Genomic DNA, 19641 nt, shown 5'->3' with positions numbered 1-19641 from the left:
GCAAACCGACAAGCATCGATAAAAAAATTTTCAGGCCCGTGCCTTGATGGTCACCCAGTAGCGCGTCACCGACTGCACCTGCACCGGCAGCGAACGCTCCAGGGCCGCGAGGATCGCGTCGGTATCGTTCAACGGGAACACCCCCGTCAGCAGCAGGCCTGACACCGCCTGATCACAACGCAACAGGCCTGGACGATAGCGGCTCAGTTGCGCGACAAACTCGCCCAATGGCTGGCGCTCGGCGATCAGCCGATGCTCGGTCCAACTGCTGGCATTGGCACTTACCGCAGGCAACGCCGAGCTTTGGCGCGAGTTGAACCACAGGCTGTCGCCGGCATTCATCTGCACCGCCGGGCCCTGCAACGGGGTGACCCGCACGCGGCCTTCATACAGGTCGACGCGGCTGCCGTCGGGCAGTTCGCACACGGCAAAACGGGTGCCCAGCGCCTGCACGTCACCGGCCGGGGTTTCGACGATCAAAGGGCGCACCGGGTCGTGACCGCTGGTCAACAGGATCTCGCCACGGATCAGGCGAATGCGCCGCTCGCTGGCGCTGAAACGCAGGTCCACTGCACTGTCGCTGTTGAGGTCCAGGCGCGTGCCGTCGCTGAGGGTCATGTGGCGAATCTCGCCGGTGGTGGTGCGGTAGTCGGCAAAGGCTGCCTGCCAGGGTTCGCTGCGCTGCACCAGGTAGCCGCTGCCACCCGCCACCAGCAGCAGGCCGAGGAGTTTCAACGCGGCGCGGCGCTGGGTGTCCGGGGTGTCGCGCAACACCGCACGGGCGCTGTCCACGGGCACGCTGCCAAGGGTTTGTTGCAGGTGCTGCAGACGTTGCCAGGCGCGACGGTGTTCCGGATCCGCCGCCTGCCATTGCGCAAACGCCTGGCGTTGCTCGCCTTGCAGTTCGCCGCTCCAGTGCAGCATCAGCCATTCGCTGGCTTGCTCGACAATGGCCGGGGCGATGGGGGCGTCGGGCCTCATTCTGCGTACGCCACCTGGTAGCAGGCGACGATCGCGCGGGTCATGTACTTCTGCACCGAACTGACCGTGACGCCCAGGCGCTCGGCGATCTGCGCGTAGCTCAGGCCTTCGAACTGCGAGAGCAGGAACGCGCGGCGTACGTTGTCGGGCATGCGGTCGAGCATGGCGTCGATCTGCATCAGGGTTTCAAGGATCAGCGCACGGGTTTCCAGGCTCGGCGACTCGGGCTCGGGCAGGTGCGCGATGCTTTCCAGGTAGGCGCGCTCGATACGCAGGCGGCGCCATTGGTCGATCACCAGGTTGCGCGCGATCTGCACCAGGTAGCTGCGGCTTTCCTTGTCACCGGGGTAGCGACCGGAGACCAGCAGGCGCAGGAAGGTGTCCTGCGCTACATCGGCGGCGTGTTCGCGGTCGCCCAGGCGCTTGCGCAGCCAGCCTTGCAGCCAGCCGTGATGGTCGCGGTACAGGAGGTGAAGCTGTTGCTGGCCGTCAGTCGCGGTGTCCATGAAAAGCTCAGATACATTATTGAGAGCAATTATCATTACACCTTGTTTCGCGGCTGGCAAAACTCTTTGTGGTTCAGCGCTCGGCGGTTTGCAGCGGATACACCGATTCCCACCCCCCGCCCAACGCCTTGTACAGGCCGACCATGGCCAACGACACGCCGGTAGAACTCTCTACCCACTGTTCCTGCGTGGCCAGCAGCGCGCTTTGCACGGTGAGCACGTTGACGAAATCCACCACGCCTTCAACGTATTGGTGCTGTGCGGTGGTCAGGGCGATCTGGTTCTGGCGCACGGCTTCGGTGAGGCTGTCGCGACGCAGTTGGCTGGCGTTGTAGCGGGTCAGTTGGTCGTCGATTTCATGCCAGGCGCGCAGCACGGTGTGCTGGTAGGCCAGGGCCGCTTCCTGTTGCTGGGCTTCGCGCAGGTCCAGCATGCCTTGCAGGCGGCCGCCGTTGAACAGTGGCAGGCTCACTTGCGGGCCGAAGGCAAACGCGCGGGAGCCCCAGGAGCCGAAATCCGACAGTTGCATGGCCTGGGAACCGAGGCTGCCGGACAAGGTGATGCGCGGGTAAAAATCGCCTTTGGCCACGCCGATGCTGGCGGTGGCGGCGTGCAGGCGCGCCTCGGCCTGGCGGATATCCGGACGGCGCTCGGCGAGTTCCGACGGCAGGCCGATGGCGACCTGGCGTTGGGTCTGCGGTACGGCGGCGTCCTGGGACAATTGCGCGTGCAGGGCTTGCGGTGGCTCGCCCATCAACAGGCTGAGGGCGTTGATCAACTGGTCCTGGCGTTGCTGCAGATCCGGCAGACGCGCTTCGATGGCGGCGACCTGGGCGGCGGCTTCGGCGACGTCCAGGTCGGTGGCCACGCCGTCAGCCAGGCGCAACTGCGAGAGCTTGAGGCTGTGGCGGGCGACGTCGAGGTTTTGCTCGGTCACCGCGCGGGTGTTCTGTACGCCACGCAGCTGGATGTAGTCCTGGGCGGTCTCGGCCAGCACGGATAACAACACGGCGCGGCGGTCGTTTTCCGCCACTTGCAGGGTGGCGTCGGCGGCTTCGGTTTCGCGTTTGACCCGTCCCCAGAAGTCCAACTCCCACGACGCCGAGAAGCCCGCGTCCCACTGGTTGAACGCGGAACGGCCGTTTTCACCGGAGGGGTCGTTCAAGCCTTTGCCGCTGTTGCGTTTGCGCTGGTAGGCGCCCGTGGCGTCGACAGCGGGATAACGCTCGGCGGTGGTCACCTGGCGCACCGCACGGCTTTGTTGCAGGCGGCTGCTGGCCAGTTTCAGGTCGAGGTTATCGGTCAGTGCGCGGCGCGTGAGGGCCGACAGTTGCTCGTCGTGGAACACGTCCCACCAGCGCTCTTGCAGCGGATCACTCACTGCTCGGCTGGCGGCTTGTCGCCCTTGAGGTTCGCTCCACCGCGTAGCTTGCGGCGTGTGCGGGCGCTGAAAGTCCGGACCGACAGTGCAGGCACTCAGGCTGATAACACTCAGGGTGAGCCAGGCAAGGTGTCTCATTGCTGGGCCACCTCACGCTGCGGCGCGACCGGCTGGGTGTCGACGCTGGCCTCGACCGACATGCCGACCCGCAGGCGCTCGGTCAGCGGTTGGTTGGGTTCGAGGACGATTTTCACCGGGATACGCTGCACCACCTTGGTGAAGTTGCCGGTCGCGTTGTCCGGCTTGACCGATGCGAAGGTCACACCCGTGGCGGGTGCGAGGCTCTCCAGGTGGCCGTTGAGCAACTCCCCGTCGAGGCTGTCGACCCGCACCTGCACGGCCTGGCCGGCGTGCATATGGGACAGCTGGGTTTCCTGGAAGTTGGCGACCACGTAGGCCTCGGCCAACGGCACCACCGCGAGGATCTTGCTGCCCGGGGTCACATAGGCACCGACCCGCACCGCGCGCTCACCAACCATGCCATCCACCGGCGCGACGATGCGCGTGTAGGACAGCTGATAGCTGGCCATTTCCAACGCGGCCTGGGCACGCTTGAGTCCACCTTCGGCGGCATCGCGCTGGGCCGTGAGGATTTCCACCTGCTTGCGCTCGGCCGCCAACACCGCCGTGGCGTTAGCCAGGCGCGCGGTGGCCTGGTCGATGCGGGTCTTGGCTTGCTGGGCGTTCTGCACGGTGCCCGCGCCCACGCCGGCAAGGTGGTTGTAGCGGTTCAGCTCGTGTTCGGCGAAGGCCACTTCGGCGCGGTCTGCCGCCACGGTGGCCTGGGCCTGGGCGATCACCGAGGTTTGGCGCTCCAGGGTCGCGGTGGCGTTTTTCAGCTGGGCCTGGGCGACCAGGGTGTCGGCGTCGGCGGCCTGGGCGGCGGCGCGAAAATCGCGGTCGTCGATCAGCGCCAACAGTTGGCCGGCCTTGACGCGCTGGTTGTCTTCCACCAGCACTTCCTTGATAAAGCCCGCCACACGTGGCGCCACCAGGGTGAAATCGGCGGCGACGAAGGCGTCGTTGGTGGCCTGGCGCTTGTTGCCCAACAGGCCGGGCGCGACCAGGTAGACCAGCACGCCGACGGCAAACACGGCGATAACGGAGACGGTGATTTTGTCTTTGCGTTTCATGGGAAGTCCTTGTGGCTAGGTCGGTGCGCGAGGCGGAAAAATCCGCGTGGGCATCCAGAAAATCAGCAGGATCAACGCCACCGCGACAGCGGCCATGACGTAATAGAGGTCCGAAGAAGTCAGCACCACGGCCTGCTCGTGCAGGCGGTGGGCCAGGCCCGGCGCATCGCCGTCGGCCAGGGGCGAGTTACCCAGGCGGTCCACCAGCATGGTCGAGTGAAAGTGCAGGCGCTGGGTGGTCAGCGCATCCAGCACGCCGGTGGCAATCACGGCAGCCAGGCCTTTGACGGTGTTGAACCAGGCCGAAGCGAACGGCCCATCCGCCGGTTGAATGCTGCCGGTGGAGAGCATCAGCAGCGGCAACACCGCCATGGGCTGCCCGAAGATTTGCAGCAGGTACAGGCCGTAGAAATCGTCGCGAATCCACGCCGAGGTCAGGTGCGCACTGCCCACGCAGCACAGCACCAACATCCCCAGCCCGACCCCCAAAACCCAGCGGCAATCGACCCAGCGCAGGTTGCACAACGCCGCCACCAGCGGCAGCGCGATCAATTGCGGCAGCGCCATCAGCAGCATCACCGGCGCGGTTTGCAATGGGCGATAACCCTGGACCTGGGCGAGGAAACTCGAGGGGATGATGATCACCGAGGTCAGCACCATCAGCACGCCTGCCAGCACGATCAGGGCAAACGCCAGGTTGCGCAGGCCGAGCATCTGCAACTTGAAGAACGGCATCGGGTGCGACCATTCATTGAACATGAACAGCACCAACAGCACCGCGCCGCCACTCAACAGAAAGGTGATCAGGCCCGACTCGAACCAGTCCAGGCGATTGCCCTGCAGGATGCCGATCACCAGCATGCAGATCGCCGGAAACCCGAGCAGCAGGCCGCGCCCATTGAATTGCTTGAAGCGCTCCAGGCGCAGCGGGTCTTGCGGCAAACCGTAGGCCACGGCGGCCATGGCCAACAGGCACGGCCCGACGATCTGCCAGAACGCCCACTGCCAGCCGACATACTCGGTCCACAGCGCCGCCAACGGCGTGCCGAGGCTCGGCCCGAACGTGGCGGTAAGTGCGTAGCCAGCCAGACCATACAGCTTGACGTTGGCCGGCAGAAAGCGCAGCGCCACGGTCATCAGCATCGGCGGCAAGGCACCGCCCGCCAGGCCTTGGACGGTACGCAGCAGCAGCAGGCTTTCGTAGTTCGGCGCAAACGGGCACAGGATCCCGAGCACGGTGAACAGGCCAATGGCGCACAGGGTGAAGCGCCGCAGGGAAAACGTCACCGAACACCAGGGCGCAAAGGCCATGGCCGACACGGAAGTGGCCGTGTACGCGGCCACCAGCCAGGTGCCTTCGTCAAAACCGATGTACAGCGCACCGCGAATATCCGCGAGGGCCACCTTGGTGACCATCTCGTTGAGGCCGGACACCAGCACCGCGAGCAACACGCCGACCAGGCCGATGATAATGCGCGGGCCAAATACAGGCGGGGTGATGGCGGTGGGTCTGGCTGCGGCCGCAAGGGTGGGGGCAGCGAGGGAAGTCATGAACAGGCAGCTCGGAATTAGAAATACCCGAGCAGTTTAATCAGGCACATGCATGACAAAAAGTTACTTATTGGAAGCTTATAACTGCACGAAACACAATCCTGAATCCGTTAAAAATCCCATGTGGAAGGGGGCTTGCTCCCTCCCACACTTTGACCGTACCTGGCTTGTGGATCAGGTGGGTTGGGCTTCCAGCCAGGTGGCGTGGCAACTTTCGCGCATGGTTTCGCGCAGCCACTTATGAGCCGGGTCTTTGTCGAAGCGCGGGTGCCAGGATTGGGCCAATACCAACGTCGGCAGCGAGATCGGCAACGCAAACGCGCGCAGTGGCAGCTTCAAGCGGTTGGCGCTCAACAGGGCTTCCTTGGGCACCGGCAGAATCAGGTCGGAATCGGGCAGCATGAACATCGCACCGTGAAAACCCGGGGCGATCATCGCCACCCGCCGCTCCAGGCCCTGGGCATTCAACGCGGTGTCGATCGGCCCACGGGCGATGCCACGCCGCGAGATACTGATATGGGAATAGCTGGCGAAGCGCGCGGCGGTGATCTCTTCGTCAAACAACGGATGGTCCTCCCGCGCGAGGCCCACGAAGGTGGTGGAAAACAGGTTCTGCACCTTCACTTCCGGGGTGACCGGCATGGTGTTGCTCACGCGCAGGTCCAGCCGCCCTTCGCGCAGGGCTTCATCATCGGTGTCGCCTTCAGGCACGAAACACAGCTCGCACAGTGGCGCCATGCGCTCCATTGTGTCGAACAGCCGACCGCCATACACGCCGATGAAAAAGTCATTGGCGCGCACGCTGAAGCGACGGCGCAAGGTGCTTAAATCAACCTGATCCGCCGAGCGAAACAGCAACGCCGCCTGCTCCACCACGTTGCGCACCTGGCCTTGCAACTGCAAGGCCTTGGGCGTCGGCACCAGGCCGCGACCGGCGCGCACCAGGATCGGGTCGCCTACCGCTTCGCGAATACGTGTGAGGGTACGGCTCATGGCCGCCGGGCTGAGGTTCATCCGCCGCGCGGCGCCCACTACGCTGCCCTCGTCGAGCAGGGCGTCGAGGGCGACCAACAGGTTCATGTCGGGTAGTTGCATGCCAAGCACTCGTGGTCAGTCAGGAGTGAGCTGGCCGCAATCGTAGCAGGCTGGGTGCATCAGCGCTGCATGCCCCACCGTTTCACGGTGAGCCGCTCGAAAGTGTCGAACACCAGGTTTTCCACCAGCAGGCCGATCAGGATCACCACCGCCAACCCGGCGAATACCTTGTCGGTGTACAGCTCGTTGCGGTTCTGGAAGATGTACCAGCCCAGGCCGCCCTTGCCGCTGGTCGCACCGAATACCAGCTCGGCGGCGATCAGGGTGCGCCAGGCGAAGGCCCAGCCGATTTTCAGCCCGGCGAGGATCGACGGCAGTGCCGCCGGGATCAGGATGAACAGCACGAAACGCATGCCCTTGAGGCCATAGTTACGACCGGCCATGCGCAGGGTTTCGGACACGCCGAGAAACCCGGAATAGGTGTTGAGCGCCAGCGCCCACAACACCGAATGCACCAGCACGAAAATCAGGCTGTTCTGGCCCAGGCCGAACCACAGCAGCGCCAGCGGCAATAACGCAATGGCCGGCAGTGGGTTGAACATCGAGGTCAGGGTGCTCAGCAGGTCACGACCCAGTTGCGTCGACACCGCGAGGGTGGTCAGGGCAAACGCCAGCACGATGCCGATCAGGTAGCCCTTGATCAGCACCACCAGCGAGATGCTCACCTTGCCCAGCAGTTCGCCACTGAGCAGGCCGTCATAGAGCGCGTGAAAGGTCTGCAGGAAGCTGGGCAGCAGCAGGTCGTTGTTCTGGTAACGCGCGACGGCTTCCCAAAGGATCGCGAGCACGATCAGGATCAGGCCCTTGCGTAGCCAGCCTTGCTGCCACAGGCGTTGGCGCAGGGGCAGTTCGCGTTCCACGGGGACGCTGAGCAGCGGCTCAAGGTTGATTTCGTATTCCTGGCGCATTGGGTTGTCCCCTTAGTAAGCGATGCGGATGTCGGCGAAACCCAACTCACGTTCGGCCTCGGGCGCTTCATCGAACAACAGCCGATGAATCCGCCGCGCCGACGCCTGGAACTCCACGCCACCGAGGCTGTGCAGGTCGTATTGATGGCTGTGGATTTCCGCGCGCACGCGCCCCGGATGCGGTGACAGCAATAGGATGCGATTGCCCACCACCAGCGCTTCTTCGATGGAGTGGGTGACGAACAGCAGGGTGAAGCGCACTTCTTCCCAGAGCAGCAGCAATTCTTCCTGCATCTTGCGCCGGGTCAGGGCGTCGAGGGCGGCGAAGGGTTCGTCCATCAGCAGGATTTTCGGCTGCATGGCCAGGGCGCGAGCGATGGCGACGCGGGCTTTCATGCCGCCGGAAAGGGTGTGCGGGTAAGCGTCGGCAAAGGCGCTGAGACCGACTTTGTCGAGGTAGTGCAGCGCCCGTTCTTCGGCTTCGCGACGCGGTAAGGTCTTCGACGCCAGCAGCGGAAACATCACGTTCTGCTTGACGGTTTTCCACGGCGGCAGCTGGTCGAACTCCTGGAACACCACGATGCGGTCCGGGCCCGGCTGTTCGACCTTTTGCCCCAGCAGGCGGATCTCGCCTTCGCAGGGCTTGATAAACCCGGCAATGGACTTGAGCAGCGTGGATTTGCCGCAACCCGATGGGCCGAGCAACACGTAGCGATCCGCCGGGTCGATCTCGAAGCTGACTTGGTGAGTGGCGCGCACCACGCGCTCGGGGGTGCGGTATTCCAGGCTGACGTTATCCACCGCCAGCAATGGTGCGGCGGTGTGCAGGTTGCTGGCCGTGTGGCCTTGCAAGGGCGCGTTCATCTCAACTTCCTTGCAGGGGCTTGGCATCCTGGAAGAAGTAGTCCTTCCACGATTCAGGCTTGTTTTTGATGGCGCCGACGCGGTAGAGGAATTCCGCCAGCGGGTAGGTATTTTTTGGCGTGACGCTGAATTCGAATTGCGGGTTGTCGATGATTTTCAGCAATTCGGCGCGGTCGATCTTGGCTTTGGTGACGCGAATGTAAGTGTCGGCCGCCGCGCCTTTATCGTTCTGGGCGAATTGCGCGGCTTCGGTCAACGCGTCGACAAATGCCTTGTAGGTTTTCGGGTTGTCGTTGCGGAATTTTTCGGTGGCGAACAGCACCGTTGGCGAGTTCGGCCCCAGCAGGTCGTAGGTGTTCAGCACCACATGCACGTTCGGGTTGGCCAGGGCCTGGTCCTGGAACGGCGGGTTGGAAAAGTGCCCGGTCAGTTCGGTGCCGCCGGCGATCAGGGCAGCGGTGGCATCCGGGTGCGGGACGGCGACGGTGTACTTGTCGAGGCGATTGAATTCCTTGTCGCCCCATTGCTTGGCGGCGGCGTATTGCAGGAAGCGCGACTGTACCGACACGCCCACCGCCGGCACGGCGATACGGTCCTTGTCGGTGAAGTCGGCAATGGTCTTGACCTTGGGATTGTTACTGACCAGGTAGTAGGGGAAGTTGCCCAGGGAGGCCACGGCCTTGACGTTCTGCTTGCCGTGGGTGCGGTCCCAGATGGTCAGCAGCGGGCCGACGCCGGCACCGGCGATATCGATCGAGCCGGAGAGCAGTGCGTCGTTGACCGCCGCGCCGCCGGACAGTTGGGTCCAATCGACCTTGATGTCGAGGCCTTCCTGCTTGCCGTATTTTTCGATCAGGTTCTGGTCGCGCACCACGTTAAGCAGCAGGTAGACGATACCGAACTGTTCGGCGATGCGGATCTCGCCTTCGGCCTGCGCAGCCTTAGGCGCCACCAGGCTGCCGGCCAACAGGCTGATACCGAGGCCGACGGTCGAGGCCAGCCGCGCAAATGGGGTTTTCCTGGACATGGTCATGCTCCGAATCAGAAAGGCGCGTCGCCCTGGATGGTGGTGCGAAACAGCTTGCGGCGCAGATGGCTCGGGCAACCGGCGGCCAGGTGGATCAGCGAGCGGTTGTCCCAGAACACCAGGTCGTGGGGCTGCCATTGGTGGCGGTAGATATTGTGCGGCAGCACGCTGTGGGCGTAGAGCTGGGCCAGCAGGTCGCGACTTTCGTCTTCCGGCAGGCCGACGATGCGGGTGGTGAACCCTTCGCTGACGAACAGCGCCTTGCGGCCGTTTTCCGGGTGGGTGCGCACGATGGGGTGAACCACTTCCGCGACTTGGGCAAGCTGCTCGGGCGTCAACGTCGGGCGCCAGTTGCCTTCGAATTTGGTTTCGCTGTAGCGCGCGGTATAAGAGTGCGCAGCACTGCGGCCTTCAACAGCTTTGCGCAGGTGCTCGGGCAGTTGGTCCCAGGCTTTGTGCATGTCGGCAAACAGGGTATCGCCGCCTTCGGACGGCAGCTCCTGGGCGTGAAGCATCGAGCCCAGGCTCGGCAGCTCTTTATAGGACAGGTCCGAGTGCCAGAATTTGCCTGCGTCACCCAGGCCGATGGATTGGCCGTTTTCGATGATGTTGGAGACGATCAGGATTTCCGGGTGGTTGGCCAGCAGGAACTGCTTGAGCACGTGGATCTGCAGGACGCCAAAGCGGCGGCTGAAAGCGATCTGTTGTTCGGGGGTGATGCGTTGGTCGCGGAACACCACGACGTGGTGATCCAGGTGCGCGCGATGAATGCGGGCGAAATCCTGGTCGTTGACTGGCCGGGACAAATCCAGGCCGACAATCTCGGCACCGACGCTGCCGGGCAGTGGTCGAATCTCGAACGTTTGAGTGGCAAGGGTCGCTGTTGGAACAGTAGAGGTGGCGGACATGAGTTCACTCCCGGTCAGACAGGAGAGTGACTTTATAGGCATAAGAACGGTAATTTAAATACCGTTAGGGAATATATATATGCGGTAATGTCGCAATACGTCAGCGGCGTGTCAGACCTGGCAAAACCCGCGCGTGGGCCGCCGGAGTCGCACGTTGAAACGCTTACAAGCCGAAACCGTGCCCGTTTGACAAGCCTATGGGCAGCCTCTAGTGTGCATTGGATCCAATTAGCCACCCTATTTTAATAAGGAGGATAGCGTAACCGTGACGCAGAAGCCGAACCCGTTGAACAGCATCAAGATCACCGGCCCTATTCCTGCCCATCTTGCTCGCTCCGTGATTGAAGAAACCTTGCGCAATGCCATCCTTGATGGCCGCTTGCCCTGCGGTACCGCCATGCGTCAGCAGGAGCTGGCCAGCCTGTTCGGGGTCAGCCGCATGCCGGTGCGTGAAGCCTTGCGCCAGTTGGAGGCGCAGTCACTGCTGCATGTGGTCACCCACAAGGGCGCCGTGGTTGCACCGTTGATCGAAGACAATTCGGCTGAGACCTATGAGCTGCGAATGTTGCTGGAGTCTGAAGCCCTGCGTTTGTCGATTCCCTTGCTGACCGAAGCCGATATCACCGAGGCAGACACGCTCATCTGTGCCCTGGAACAGGAAAAAGACTACACCGAGATTGGTCGTCTCAATCGCCTGTTCCACATGACCCTGTATGGCAAGGCCCCCAACCAGCGGCTGCTCAAGCTGGTGGAGCACGGGCTGAATGAGGAGGAGCGCTTCCTGCGTTTCAACCTCGAGGCGATGGGACTCGGCGAGACCTCCCAGGAAGACCACCGTGAACTGCTGAACCTGGTGACACAAAAGAAGGTCGAGGAAAGCATCCTGACGCTGCGTAATCACTTGATGCGCGGGATGGACGTGATCACAACCTATCTCGATAATCTCGACGCCGCCGCAAAGAAGACGCTTTAACAAGGCGTCAGGTCGCTCGGCTTGCCCGTCGAGCACTGCGGGGTGCCCTACCTGGCCAAGTAGCGCCCCGCGCAGAAGAAACTTCCCACTCTTATAAAGTAAGTTGCCGACAGCTTATATTATTTAGAAAAACATCTAATGCATTCATATACTGGCCAACTTGTTTAACCCGCTTATTATCTTTCATCACTAAACCAGCCACTTAATTCGACCGTGCAGTCCCACTTGCGTGAGCGCTCGTGCGCGCAAAGCCTGGTTTACATCTTTTTTATCTTCTTGCGGCACACAAAAGCCCAACGTTGTTTTAGCGGCGACGCAATAATTTATAGGCATCAACTATGTACCCACCTTTACTGGAACAAAGAAAACGGCTGTTGTGCAGCCATCCGTTATTTCTGGAAATAACTTCGCTGGAAAAGTTACGACTGTTCATGGAAAACCATGTATTCGCTGTCTGGGACTTCATGACGCTCACCAAACGCCTGCAGCAGGACCTGACCTGCACTCGGCTACCCTGGCTGCCACCGGCCGACCCGCAAGCTGCACGCCTGATCAATGAGATTGTGCTGGGCGAAGAATCAGACTCACACCCCAGGCAAGGCCATTGCAGCCACTTCGAGTGGTACCTGGAAGCCATGGTCGAAGTCGGCGCCAGCACCTCGGCGATACACCGTTTCATTGCACTGCTGCACCAGGAGGTGGAAGCAAGCACAGCCCTGCGCATGGCCGATGTTCCTGCTGGGGCCGCGCGCTTCGTCAGCGACACGCTGCACATTGCGCTGCAAGCCCCTACCCATTGCGTAGCAGCCGCATTCCTTCATGGGCGTGAGCGTGTCATCCCAAGTATGTTCGAACACCTCCTGCAGCCCGATACGCTCATCCATCGCCAGGCACCGGCCTTGTGTGGCTACTTCAGGCGCCACATCGAGTTGGACACTGAACATCACGGGCCAGCAGCTGAAGAACTGCTCGAACGCCTGGTGGGTGCAGACCCGGCTTATCCGCAACAGGCCCACAACGCAGCCCTTGCCGCCGTCGAAAGCCGTATCACGTTCTGGGACGAGGTGCGCGCCGCGCTGCACGAGGTGTACCCATGAATACCGCCGGCTACACCACCATCGCCGACGACTGGGAACGCCGCGCCACCATCCGAACCCGTCCTCGTCGCCTGTTGGAAAACGACGACAAGCTGATCTACCCACTGTGCCGTCAGCCCTTGGTACTCAACGCGACCTTCATGGAACATTGCTCGCAATGGCGCGACTTCGTGCTGGTGCAAAGCTTCTATAAGTTCATCCACGATGTGGTGATTTTCGAAACCGAAATCGTCGACAAGACCGCGCGCAGCATTGCCAAGAATCGCTTCTCGGTGCCCTTCCCGCTTGCCTGTCGCGTTGATGCGATGACGGTTGTGGTGGACGAGGACTACCACGCCTTGGTGGCCCTGGATTTCATGCAACAGACTGTCGCAATGACGGGTATACAACCGCTTGACCTACCCGGGCATATCGAACTGAGTCGCGCGCTGCCGGCGGCGCAGGCGCAGGCTCCGGAACACCTGAGCGATGCTGTGGAACTGATTGGCGTAGCCATCGCCGAAAACACCGTGACCCACGATGTCGCAGCGTTTTCCAAGGACCGCAGTGTCAAGGCCTCCATACGAGGCTTGATGGACGACCACCTGTTTGACGAAGGTCGCCACGCGCAGTTCTGGACACGGCTGGTGCGCATCTACTGGCAAGCCGCGAGCCCGGAGGACCGTGACAGCATCGCTCACGTACTGCCGACATTCCTGGCACATTACCTGACCAACGACCTGCAGAAAAACTTCGACCTGCGCCTGATCGAACATCTGGACATCAGCGAGCGCCTGCGCGGTGTGCTGCGCGATGAAATATCAGCGCTGGCGTTCCCCATCACCCGCCAGCACCCGTTGATGGCCAATATCATGGGCTTCCTGCAACACAGCGGCGTGCTGCAAACGCCGAGCGTGGGACAAGTGCTGAACGACTACCTGTCGGTGTCGCCATGAGGTGCCTGACCATCGGCTGGTGCGGCACAAGCAAGGCACTGGGGGAAATCAGGCCAATGCTGGAACAGTACGGCCATGTTTCAGGGGATGAGGCCGCCGACCTGTGGATTGAAGACGGCAGCCTGCCGTTGCCGAATGACGTGGGCGAAACCACCTGTATAAGTCTGCGCCTGGGGATAGGCCCGTTGAGCGACGGTGGGTTGCCTGCGCTGCAAGTGCGCGCCTATGGCCATGGCCGACGCTTGTTCGCCGTGCTGGACATCGCCGAGGAGCCCAGTGGCAACGGCCAGCGATTGCGTCGGCAGGCAACAACCGCGCTGGTGGATTGGGTCGCACTGCTGGTCAGTGGCTTCTCACGTGACCCCGAGTCTCTCTCTACACGCGCGATTGCCACTGACTGGCCCGACCACGGCCTGCACGAGCTTGAGCCGTTGGCATTTATGCATCGATTCAATCGTACGGCAAACCCTGCCCTGATCCAGGAAGCCCAGGTACCGGTGATCGAACGGGTGCAGGCCAGCCTTGACCTGTTCGCCGACCGGCCGGCGTTTAATATTGCGGGGCACACCGTGACCTACCGCCAGTTGCACCTGCAGGCCATGGCGATTCAGCAGCGATTGCGCCCGCTGCTGGAGGCGCTTGAGGCGCCATCGGTGATCGCTGTATGCCTGGAAAAATCCGTGGAATTGTATGCCAGCATTCTTGCCGTACTGGGCAGTGGCGCGGTGTACCTGCCACTGGGACCTGATCAACCCACACAACGCCATCGGGTCATGCTCGAAAACGCCGGGGCCCGCGTATTGCTGGATGCCGGCCAACATCCATTACGGGAGCGTTTCATTTCACTGGATGTCAGCACAGTCGAGCCGCACAACGCCAGCTCCCCATCCTCGCTGATGCTCGATCGCCCCTGCTCGGATATGCCGTGCATGGTGCTCTATACATCGGGCAGTACGGGCCAGCCCAAGGGTGTGCTGCTCAGCCAAGGTAACCTGGCGCATTTCACCGCTTGGTTCGGGTCCTGCATGACTCTGGATGAACGGAGCCGCGTCCTGCAGTTTTCGCCCTTGGGTTTCGACTCGTCATTGATCGAAATCTTCCCCGCTCTGATTGCCGGCGCCGAGTTGATCGTACCCAGTGAGGAGCAGCGACGCGACCCTGGGCAACTGGTGGAATTGCTCCGCCGACAACGCGTCACTCATGCCTTCCTGCCGCCTGCGCTGCTCAACATCCTGCCGCCGGATCCCCCCCTCGGCCTGACGCACCTGCTCACCGGTGGCGATGCCTGCGAACCCCATGTAATCGAGCGGCTGGCAGGCCGGTGTCAGTTGCACAACCTCTATGGTCCCACCGAAACCACGGTACTGATTACGCACCGGACGTTCGCCCCCGATGACAATAATCGTAATGTCGGCTACCCCATCGCCAATAGCCAGGTGCTGATCCTCGATGACGATCTGCAACCGGTGGATGAACAGGTGATGGGCGAGTTGTACATCGTCGGGCCCGGAGTGAGCCTGGGGTATGTGAATGCGCCGCGGCAGGCTGACAGCCCGTTCGTCGAACTGCTGGTGCCGGGCGGCCAAAGGCTGCGGGCCTACCGCAGCGGCGACTTCGCGCAGTGGACCGCCGCAGGAATTGTGCTGGGTGGGCGTCGCGACGATCAGGTAAAGATCCGCGGCTTTCGGGTCGACCCTCGGGAGATTGAACAATGCCTGCGCAGCAGCAGGTTGTATCGCGAGCTGGCCGTGGTGATCGACCATGGAAGCAGGATCTGCGCCTTTGTCGCCCAGCCCGAACCCAACGCTTCGCTGGTGGCCTTGCAGCAGCATGCGCGCCAGTGGCTACCGGACTACATGCAACCTGGTTTCTGGGTGGAACTGCCAGCCATTCCGCACAGCGACAACGGCAAAGTTGACCGCAAGGGGCTGCTGTTGCGACCCTTCCTTCCCATTTTGCAGGCCACTCCCCGCGCCGCGCATACGCCGCTTCAAGCGCGATTGAGCGACCTTTGGGGTGAGCTGCTGGGCTTGCCCACCAGCCAGTTGCCCATCGATGAAAGCTTCTTTGCACTGGGCGGCCATTCGATTTTGCTGTCGACGCTGTTGTTGCGCGTTCGCGAGCAATTTGGCCGTAGTTTCGCGTTGAGCCATTTCATTGAAGTACCGACTATTCGTACGCTCGCAACGCTGATGGAGGAGGGTGAACGGCCAGACGCATCCTCTGCCCAAGCGGCCATGGACGCTCAACGGGAGTGGGAAATCAATCCGTTGCAAGGGGACCGCGCAGGCAATCCGCACAAGGTGATCGTGACGGGGGCCAACAGCTTCGTCGGCGTCCATATTGTCGAGGCGCTGTTGAACGCCGGTGCCACCGAGGTGGCGTGCCTGGTGCGTGACTTGCCGGGGAGTCCTGCGATGGCTCGTTTTACCCAGGCGTTGCGTGACTACCAACTGGAACATCTGGACTTGAGCCGGGTACGAGTATTCGCCGCCGATGTCAGCCTGCCACGATTGGGTTTGGCCGGTGACGCGTATGACGCACTCGCCACAGACTTTGGCGCGCTGGTGCACAACGCAGCACGGGTCAACCACGTGCTGGACTACGCCTCACTGGCCAGGGACAACGTCGACCCCATATTCGAATGCCTGCGCCTGTGCGAAACCCGCTGCAAGAAAGTCTTCAACTTTGTCTCGACGTTGTCGGCCGCCAGCAGCATCGGCACGACGGGGCATGTGCTCGAAGCTCCGGCGGCAGCCACCCTGCCGCTGTACATCCGAAATGGCTACAACCTGTCCAAGTGGGTCGCCGAGCGGGTCCTGGGACGTGCAGTGGAACAAGGAGCCTGGGTGAACATCCATCGCCCTGGAAATATCAGCTTCAACAGCCATAACGGTATCTGCCAGCCACAAAAGAATCGCCTGATGTTGATGCTCAAGGGGTCGCTGCAGTTGGGCTTGCTGCCGAGGTTGGACCTGAATTTCGACCTGATGCCCGTGGACTTTCTGGCTCGCTTCATTGCGTTCCACTGCAATCGCTTTCAAGCCGATAGAAGCGTATTCAACCTGCATAACCCACAACCACTGAGCTGGGAGCACTACCTGGATGCATTCAACCGGGCGGGCCACCGGTTCGAGCGGGTCAGTACTGCGCATTGGCAGCAGGCGTTGCGAACGGTAAGCCTGGACAATGCGATGTTTGGTGTCCTCGGGTTTTACCTTGATCGACTGGATGAAGACATCGGTGACACCTCGATGATCCTCCATGACAACGCGCAACGCGGCGTTCAGCAGATGGGTGAGCAATACCCCGAAAAAGACCCGGCGTTGCTGAGTAAAGGCTGCAACTACCTCAAGGCCATCGGCTTTCTTTGAATCGCTTCAGGACAACTTCATGAAACCGCTGCAACCCGATACGTTAATTCATAACCCGAGCGGCCAGCCGATAGTGTCCTCTGTGGTGATCGACTGCCATGCCAATCGTCTATGGAACATGGTGGGGCAGTTTGCAGGCTTCGATGCGTTCATCCCTTCCTTGACGCATATCGAAATGATCGGCACCGGAGTGGGCGCTTTACGCACGAAATTTTTCCGCGATGGCAACCGCGTCGTAGAACAACTCAATAGCCGGGATGAGCAAGCGATGCACATGACCTGGACCACGATCTACAACACCCTGGGCGTGGCCAGGTTGTGGGCCGCAATCAAAGTGGAAGCGCTTGGAGCACACTGCTCCAAGGTAACCTGGACCATCATTGCCGACCCCCTGGAGACGGCACAGGAAGGATTTGAACAGTTTGTACAAGGCTTCGCAGACAGCGCGCTGGACAATGTTCGCCGTTTGCTGGGTAAGCAGTAGGAGCGAAACGGCTCGCTCCTACTCGTACACTCAGCGGCTCAGATCTTGAAGCTATCGACCAGTTGCTTCAACCGATTGGCCTGTTGCGACAACGCATCGCAGTCTTTCAGGGTTTCGTTGAGGTTGGTCACACCCTGCTGGTTCAGCAGGTTGATCTGGTTGATATCGACGTTGAGGGTTTCCACCACAGCAGTTTGTTCCTCGGTGGCCGCAGCGACGGACTGGTTCATGCCGTCGATCTCGACAATTCGCTGCGTTACGCTGACCAGGCGCTCACCGGCCTGGTTGGCCACCTGGACACTTTCCTCGCTGGAGGTCTGGCTGGCATTCATGGTGGTCACTGCTTCACGCGACCCCACTTGCAGCGAAGTGATCATTTTATGAATCTCCTCAGCCGACTCCTGGGTACGGTGAGCCAGGTTACGCACCTCGTCGGCGACCACGGCAAACCCACGTCCGGCTTCCCCGGCACGTGCTGCTTCAATCGCAGCGTTCAGTGCCAGCAAGTTGGTTTGCTGGGAGATGCCTTTGATCACATCAAGGATGTGGCCGATATTGTCGGTGCTGGCGTTCAGGGTTTCGATCTGAGTGCAGGACAGGCTGATTTTCTGCGACAGCTCCGACATTGCCAGGATGGTTTGCTCGACCACTTTGCGCCCATCATCGGCCTGCTCGCTGGCACCGCTTGCGTGCTGTGAGGCATCGGCGGCGTTACGCGCGATTTCCTGGGTGGCAGCCCCCAGTTCGTTGATTGCGGCGGCCACGCTGTTGGTGCGTGCGCTTTGCTCATCAGAGCCGATGATCGAGGCGTTGGATGACGCCATCACACGCTGAGACAGGTCATGCACCTGACGTGTTGCAGAAGACACTTCGGAAATCGAGGCGTGGATACGCTCTACGAACCGGTTGAACGCGCTGCCCACTTCACCGAACTCGTCTTTACTGGTGACCGTCAAGCGGCGGGTCAGGTCGCCCTCACCTTGGGCAATGTCCTGCATGGCAATACCCATGGTGGTCAGGGGCCGCAGTAACACTTGAATCAGCAGGCTCAAGAGCACGGCAATCGCGACTACGGCGATCAGCATGGCGATCAATGCAGACGTACGGAATTTGCCCAGCGGTGCGTAAGCTTTGTCTTTATCAATCGACAGGCCGATATACCAATCTGCACCGGGCAAGCCACTGATAGGTGTGAACGACAGGATGCGATCCTGGCCCTTGAGAACTACGTCCTGATTAACCTTTTCAATACGGACGTTAGTGCCTGGGTAGATGTCCTTGAGGTTTTTCATCACCTGGTCTTCGTCAGGACTTACGATGACTTGGCCGTCGCCGCTGACCAGGAACGCATGGCCGATGCCGCCGAAGTCCACCGAATTGATGATTTTCACCAGGGTTTGCAGGCTCAGGTCTCCGCCGACCACGCCGAGCAACTCGCCGTTCTTTTTCACCGGCATTGCGATAGTTACGATCTGCCCACCTACGGCGGCCATATAGGGCGGCGTGAGCATGGGTTTATCGGCAGCCACGGCTTGCTTGTACCAGGGACGCTGACGAGGGTCGTAGCCGTCAGGCATTTTTGCGTCCGGGCGCTGGGTGAACACACCGTTGGTTTGGCCAACGTAGGTGAACTGGAAGTTCGAGGTGAACGCCGGTTGATCGACCAACCCTGGAAGATCAGCAGCACTACCCTGATGGGCAACGTTTTGCGTCAGACTTTCGAGCACCAGTATTCGACCGCTAAGCCAGTTCTGCACACTACTCGCGGTGAGCTCACCGGACTGCTGGATAGACGACTCCAGATTCTGTTTGATGGTGCTGCGCTGCAGGTAATCGTTGTAAAGCGTGAATAACGCGAAGGCCAGAACCACAACGCCTGACGCGGCCAACAGAATTTTATGACTGAATTTGAGATTCATTTCATCGACTTCTTTTTGCCAAATGGGGGTGAGCGTGCCGAGAGGAACATTCCATGTAACGGTATAGGCGGCGTCTCGAGCCGCTCTATTTCGGTGCACGCATGGCTCATCAGGCTTTCGGCCAAGCTGGAGGAAAGCTTAGAAAATTGTGGGATGAATCGCCCTTTTACGTAGGAAACCGACCAAAGGTTGTCGTACAAGATTTAAAAGTAAAAAATTCTTTCCTACTACCTGTGTCGTGCTCTTAAAGCAGGTCAGTGCCATGAACATGATTTGGGAGTTGGGTAGGCGCAGTTGCTGCTCGCTTACAGAGTTCATAAACCCTCTAAACGACAAAACCCCTGTCTGTATGAGCAGACAGGGGTTCTGGAATTTAATCTTGACGATGACCTACTCTCACATGGGGAAACCCCACACTACCATCGGCGATGCATCGTTTCACTGC

16 protein-coding genes are annotated in these 19641 nt (G+C 61.0%); 5 read left to right on the top strand and 11 right to left on the bottom strand.

Going from position 1 to position 19641, the window contains the following annotated elements:
* Window positions 1–30 precede the first annotated feature (30 nt).
* From AC07OT_RS22690 to AC07OT_RS22645, 10 genes are all read right to left on the bottom strand, one after another.
* The gene (locus tag AC07OT_RS22690; RefSeq protein WP_495109085.1) at window positions 31–981 is read right to left on the bottom strand and encodes a FecR domain-containing protein; all 951 of its coding nucleotides are present in this window, start codon (window positions 979–981) and stop codon (window positions 31–33) included.
* Window positions 978–1487 carry a sigma-70 family RNA polymerase sigma factor gene (locus tag AC07OT_RS22685; protein ID WP_027608065.1) on the bottom strand — a complete coding sequence of 170 codons (510 nt, stop codon included), beginning with the start codon at window positions 1485–1487 and terminating at the stop codon, window positions 978–980. The genes AC07OT_RS22690 and AC07OT_RS22685 overlap by 4 nt, the downstream gene beginning before the upstream one ends.
* Before the next feature lie 73 nt (window positions 1488–1560).
* A complete protein-coding gene (locus tag AC07OT_RS22680; RefSeq protein ID WP_495109084.1) occupies window positions 1561–3006 on the bottom strand; it encodes an efflux transporter outer membrane subunit in 1446 nt (481 codons plus the stop codon).
* Window positions 3003–4061, bottom strand: a complete 1059-nt coding sequence (locus tag AC07OT_RS22675) for an HlyD family secretion protein (protein ID WP_495109083.1) — start codon at window positions 4059–4061, stop codon at window positions 3003–3005. Before AC07OT_RS22675 ends, AC07OT_RS22680 begins: the two co-directional genes overlap by 4 nt.
* Before the next feature lie 15 nt (window positions 4062–4076).
* Window positions 4077–5612 carry an MFS transporter gene (locus tag AC07OT_RS22670; protein WP_495109082.1) on the bottom strand — a complete coding sequence of 512 codons (1536 nt, stop codon included), beginning with the start codon at window positions 5610–5612 and terminating at the stop codon, window positions 4077–4079.
* A gap of 174 nt (window positions 5613–5786) precedes the next feature.
* Window positions 5787–6707, bottom strand: a complete 921-nt coding sequence (locus AC07OT_RS22665; RefSeq protein WP_115487789.1) for a LysR family transcriptional regulator — start codon at window positions 6705–6707, stop codon at window positions 5787–5789.
* Window positions 6708–6766: 59 nt separating this feature from the next.
* On the bottom strand, window positions 6767–7615 hold the full coding sequence (locus AC07OT_RS22660; RefSeq protein WP_065940996.1) for an ABC transporter permease: 849 nt from the start codon (window positions 7613–7615) through the stop codon (window positions 6767–6769).
* Between the two features lie 12 nt (window positions 7616–7627).
* Window positions 7628–8479, bottom strand: a complete 852-nt coding sequence (locus AC07OT_RS22655; protein WP_092490008.1) for an ABC transporter ATP-binding protein — start codon at window positions 8477–8479, stop codon at window positions 7628–7630.
* Between the two features lies 1 nt (window position 8480).
* Window positions 8481–9506 (bottom strand): ABC transporter substrate-binding protein, encoded by a 1026-nt coding sequence (locus AC07OT_RS22650; RefSeq protein ID WP_495109081.1) that lies wholly within the window; start codon window positions 9504–9506, stop codon window positions 8481–8483.
* Window positions 9507–9520: 14 nt separating this feature from the next.
* Window positions 9521–10414 (bottom strand): TauD/TfdA dioxygenase family protein, encoded by an 894-nt coding sequence (locus tag AC07OT_RS22645; protein WP_065940993.1) that lies wholly within the window; start codon window positions 10412–10414, stop codon window positions 9521–9523.
* 265 nt (window positions 10415–10679) lie between these two features.
* Between AC07OT_RS22645 and AC07OT_RS22640 the strand changes: the two genes are divergently transcribed.
* The 5 genes from AC07OT_RS22640 to AC07OT_RS22620 all read left to right on the top strand — a co-directional run bounded on the left by AC07OT_RS22640 (window position 10680) and on the right by AC07OT_RS22620 (window position 17277).
* On the top strand, window positions 10680–11387 hold the full coding sequence (locus tag AC07OT_RS22640; RefSeq protein ID WP_065940992.1) for a GntR family transcriptional regulator: 708 nt from the start codon (window positions 10680–10682) through the stop codon (window positions 11385–11387).
* Window positions 11388–11725: 338 nt separating this feature from the next.
* Window positions 11726–12484 carry a DUF3050 domain-containing protein gene (locus AC07OT_RS22635; RefSeq protein ID WP_141156410.1) on the top strand — a complete coding sequence of 253 codons (759 nt, stop codon included), beginning with the start codon at window positions 11726–11728 and terminating at the stop codon, window positions 12482–12484.
* On the top strand, window positions 12481–13419 hold the full coding sequence (locus AC07OT_RS22630) for a diiron oxygenase (protein ID WP_495109080.1): 939 nt from the start codon (window positions 12481–12483) through the stop codon (window positions 13417–13419). The genes AC07OT_RS22635 and AC07OT_RS22630 overlap by 4 nt, the downstream gene beginning before the upstream one ends.
* Complete coding sequence (locus tag AC07OT_RS22625) at window positions 13416–16793, top strand: amino acid adenylation domain-containing protein (RefSeq protein WP_495109079.1); 3378 nt, start codon at window positions 13416–13418, stop codon at window positions 16791–16793. The genes AC07OT_RS22630 and AC07OT_RS22625 overlap by 4 nt, the downstream gene beginning before the upstream one ends.
* Window positions 16794–16812: 19 nt before the next feature.
* The gene (locus tag AC07OT_RS22620; RefSeq protein ID WP_115487784.1) at window positions 16813–17277 is read left to right on the top strand and encodes an SRPBCC family protein; all 465 of its coding nucleotides are present in this window, start codon (window positions 16813–16815) and stop codon (window positions 17275–17277) included.
* Between the two features lie 38 nt (window positions 17278–17315).
* Here the strand turns inward: AC07OT_RS22620 and AC07OT_RS22615 are convergent, their stop codons facing one another.
* Complete coding sequence (locus AC07OT_RS22615; RefSeq protein WP_027608051.1) at window positions 17316–19196, bottom strand: methyl-accepting chemotaxis protein; 1881 nt, start codon at window positions 19194–19196, stop codon at window positions 17316–17318.
* Window positions 19197–19641: the final 445 nt, after the last annotated feature.

This window comes from Pseudomonas sp. GW821-FHT09C10, from assembly GCF_059418085.1.
Note: the sequence above shows the minus strand (reverse complement) of the source record. Positions and strands in the feature narration are given on the sequence as shown.

Bases quoted from the DNA above. Each gene is read 5' to 3' on its own strand.
- AC07OT_RS22690 (WP_495109085.1), bottom strand. From the start codon at position 981: ATGAGGCCCGACGCCCCCATCGCCCCGGCCATTGTCGAGCAAGCCAGC.
- AC07OT_RS22660 (WP_065940996.1), bottom strand. From the start codon at position 7,615: ATGCGCCAGGAATACGAAATCAACCTTGAGCCGCTGCTCAGCGTCCCC.
- AC07OT_RS22680 (WP_495109084.1), bottom strand. From the start codon at position 3,006: ATGAGACACCTTGCCTGGCTCACCCTGAGTGTTATCAGCCTGAGTGCC.
- AC07OT_RS22650 (WP_495109081.1), bottom strand. From the start codon at position 9,506: ATGTCCAGGAAAACCCCATTTGCGCGGCTGGCCTCGACCGTCGGCCTC.
- AC07OT_RS22655 (WP_092490008.1), bottom strand. From the start codon at position 8,479: ATGAACGCGCCCTTGCAAGGCCACACGGCCAGCAACCTGCACACCGCC.
- AC07OT_RS22670 (WP_495109082.1), bottom strand. From the start codon at position 5,612: ATGACTTCCCTCGCTGCCCCCACCCTTGCGGCCGCAGCCAGACCCACC.
- AC07OT_RS22625 (WP_495109079.1), top strand. From the start codon at position 13,416: ATGAGGTGCCTGACCATCGGCTGGTGCGGCACAAGCAAGGCACTGGGG.
- AC07OT_RS22645 (WP_065940993.1), bottom strand. From the start codon at position 10,414: ATGTCCGCCACCTCTACTGTTCCAACAGCGACCCTTGCCACTCAAACG.
- AC07OT_RS22635 (WP_141156410.1), top strand. From the start codon at position 11,726: ATGTACCCACCTTTACTGGAACAAAGAAAACGGCTGTTGTGCAGCCAT.
- AC07OT_RS22685 (WP_027608065.1), bottom strand. From the start codon at position 1,487: ATGGACACCGCGACTGACGGCCAGCAACAGCTTCACCTCCTGTACCGC.
- AC07OT_RS22620 (WP_115487784.1), top strand. From the start codon at position 16,813: ATGAAACCGCTGCAACCCGATACGTTAATTCATAACCCGAGCGGCCAG.
- AC07OT_RS22675 (WP_495109083.1), bottom strand. From the start codon at position 4,061: ATGAAACGCAAAGACAAAATCACCGTCTCCGTTATCGCCGTGTTTGCC.
- AC07OT_RS22665 (WP_115487789.1), bottom strand. From the start codon at position 6,707: ATGCAACTACCCGACATGAACCTGTTGGTCGCCCTCGACGCCCTGCTC.
- AC07OT_RS22615 (WP_027608051.1), bottom strand. From the start codon at position 19,196: ATGAATCTCAAATTCAGTCATAAAATTCTGTTGGCCGCGTCAGGCGTT.
- AC07OT_RS22630 (WP_495109080.1), top strand. From the start codon at position 12,481: ATGAATACCGCCGGCTACACCACCATCGCCGACGACTGGGAACGCCGC.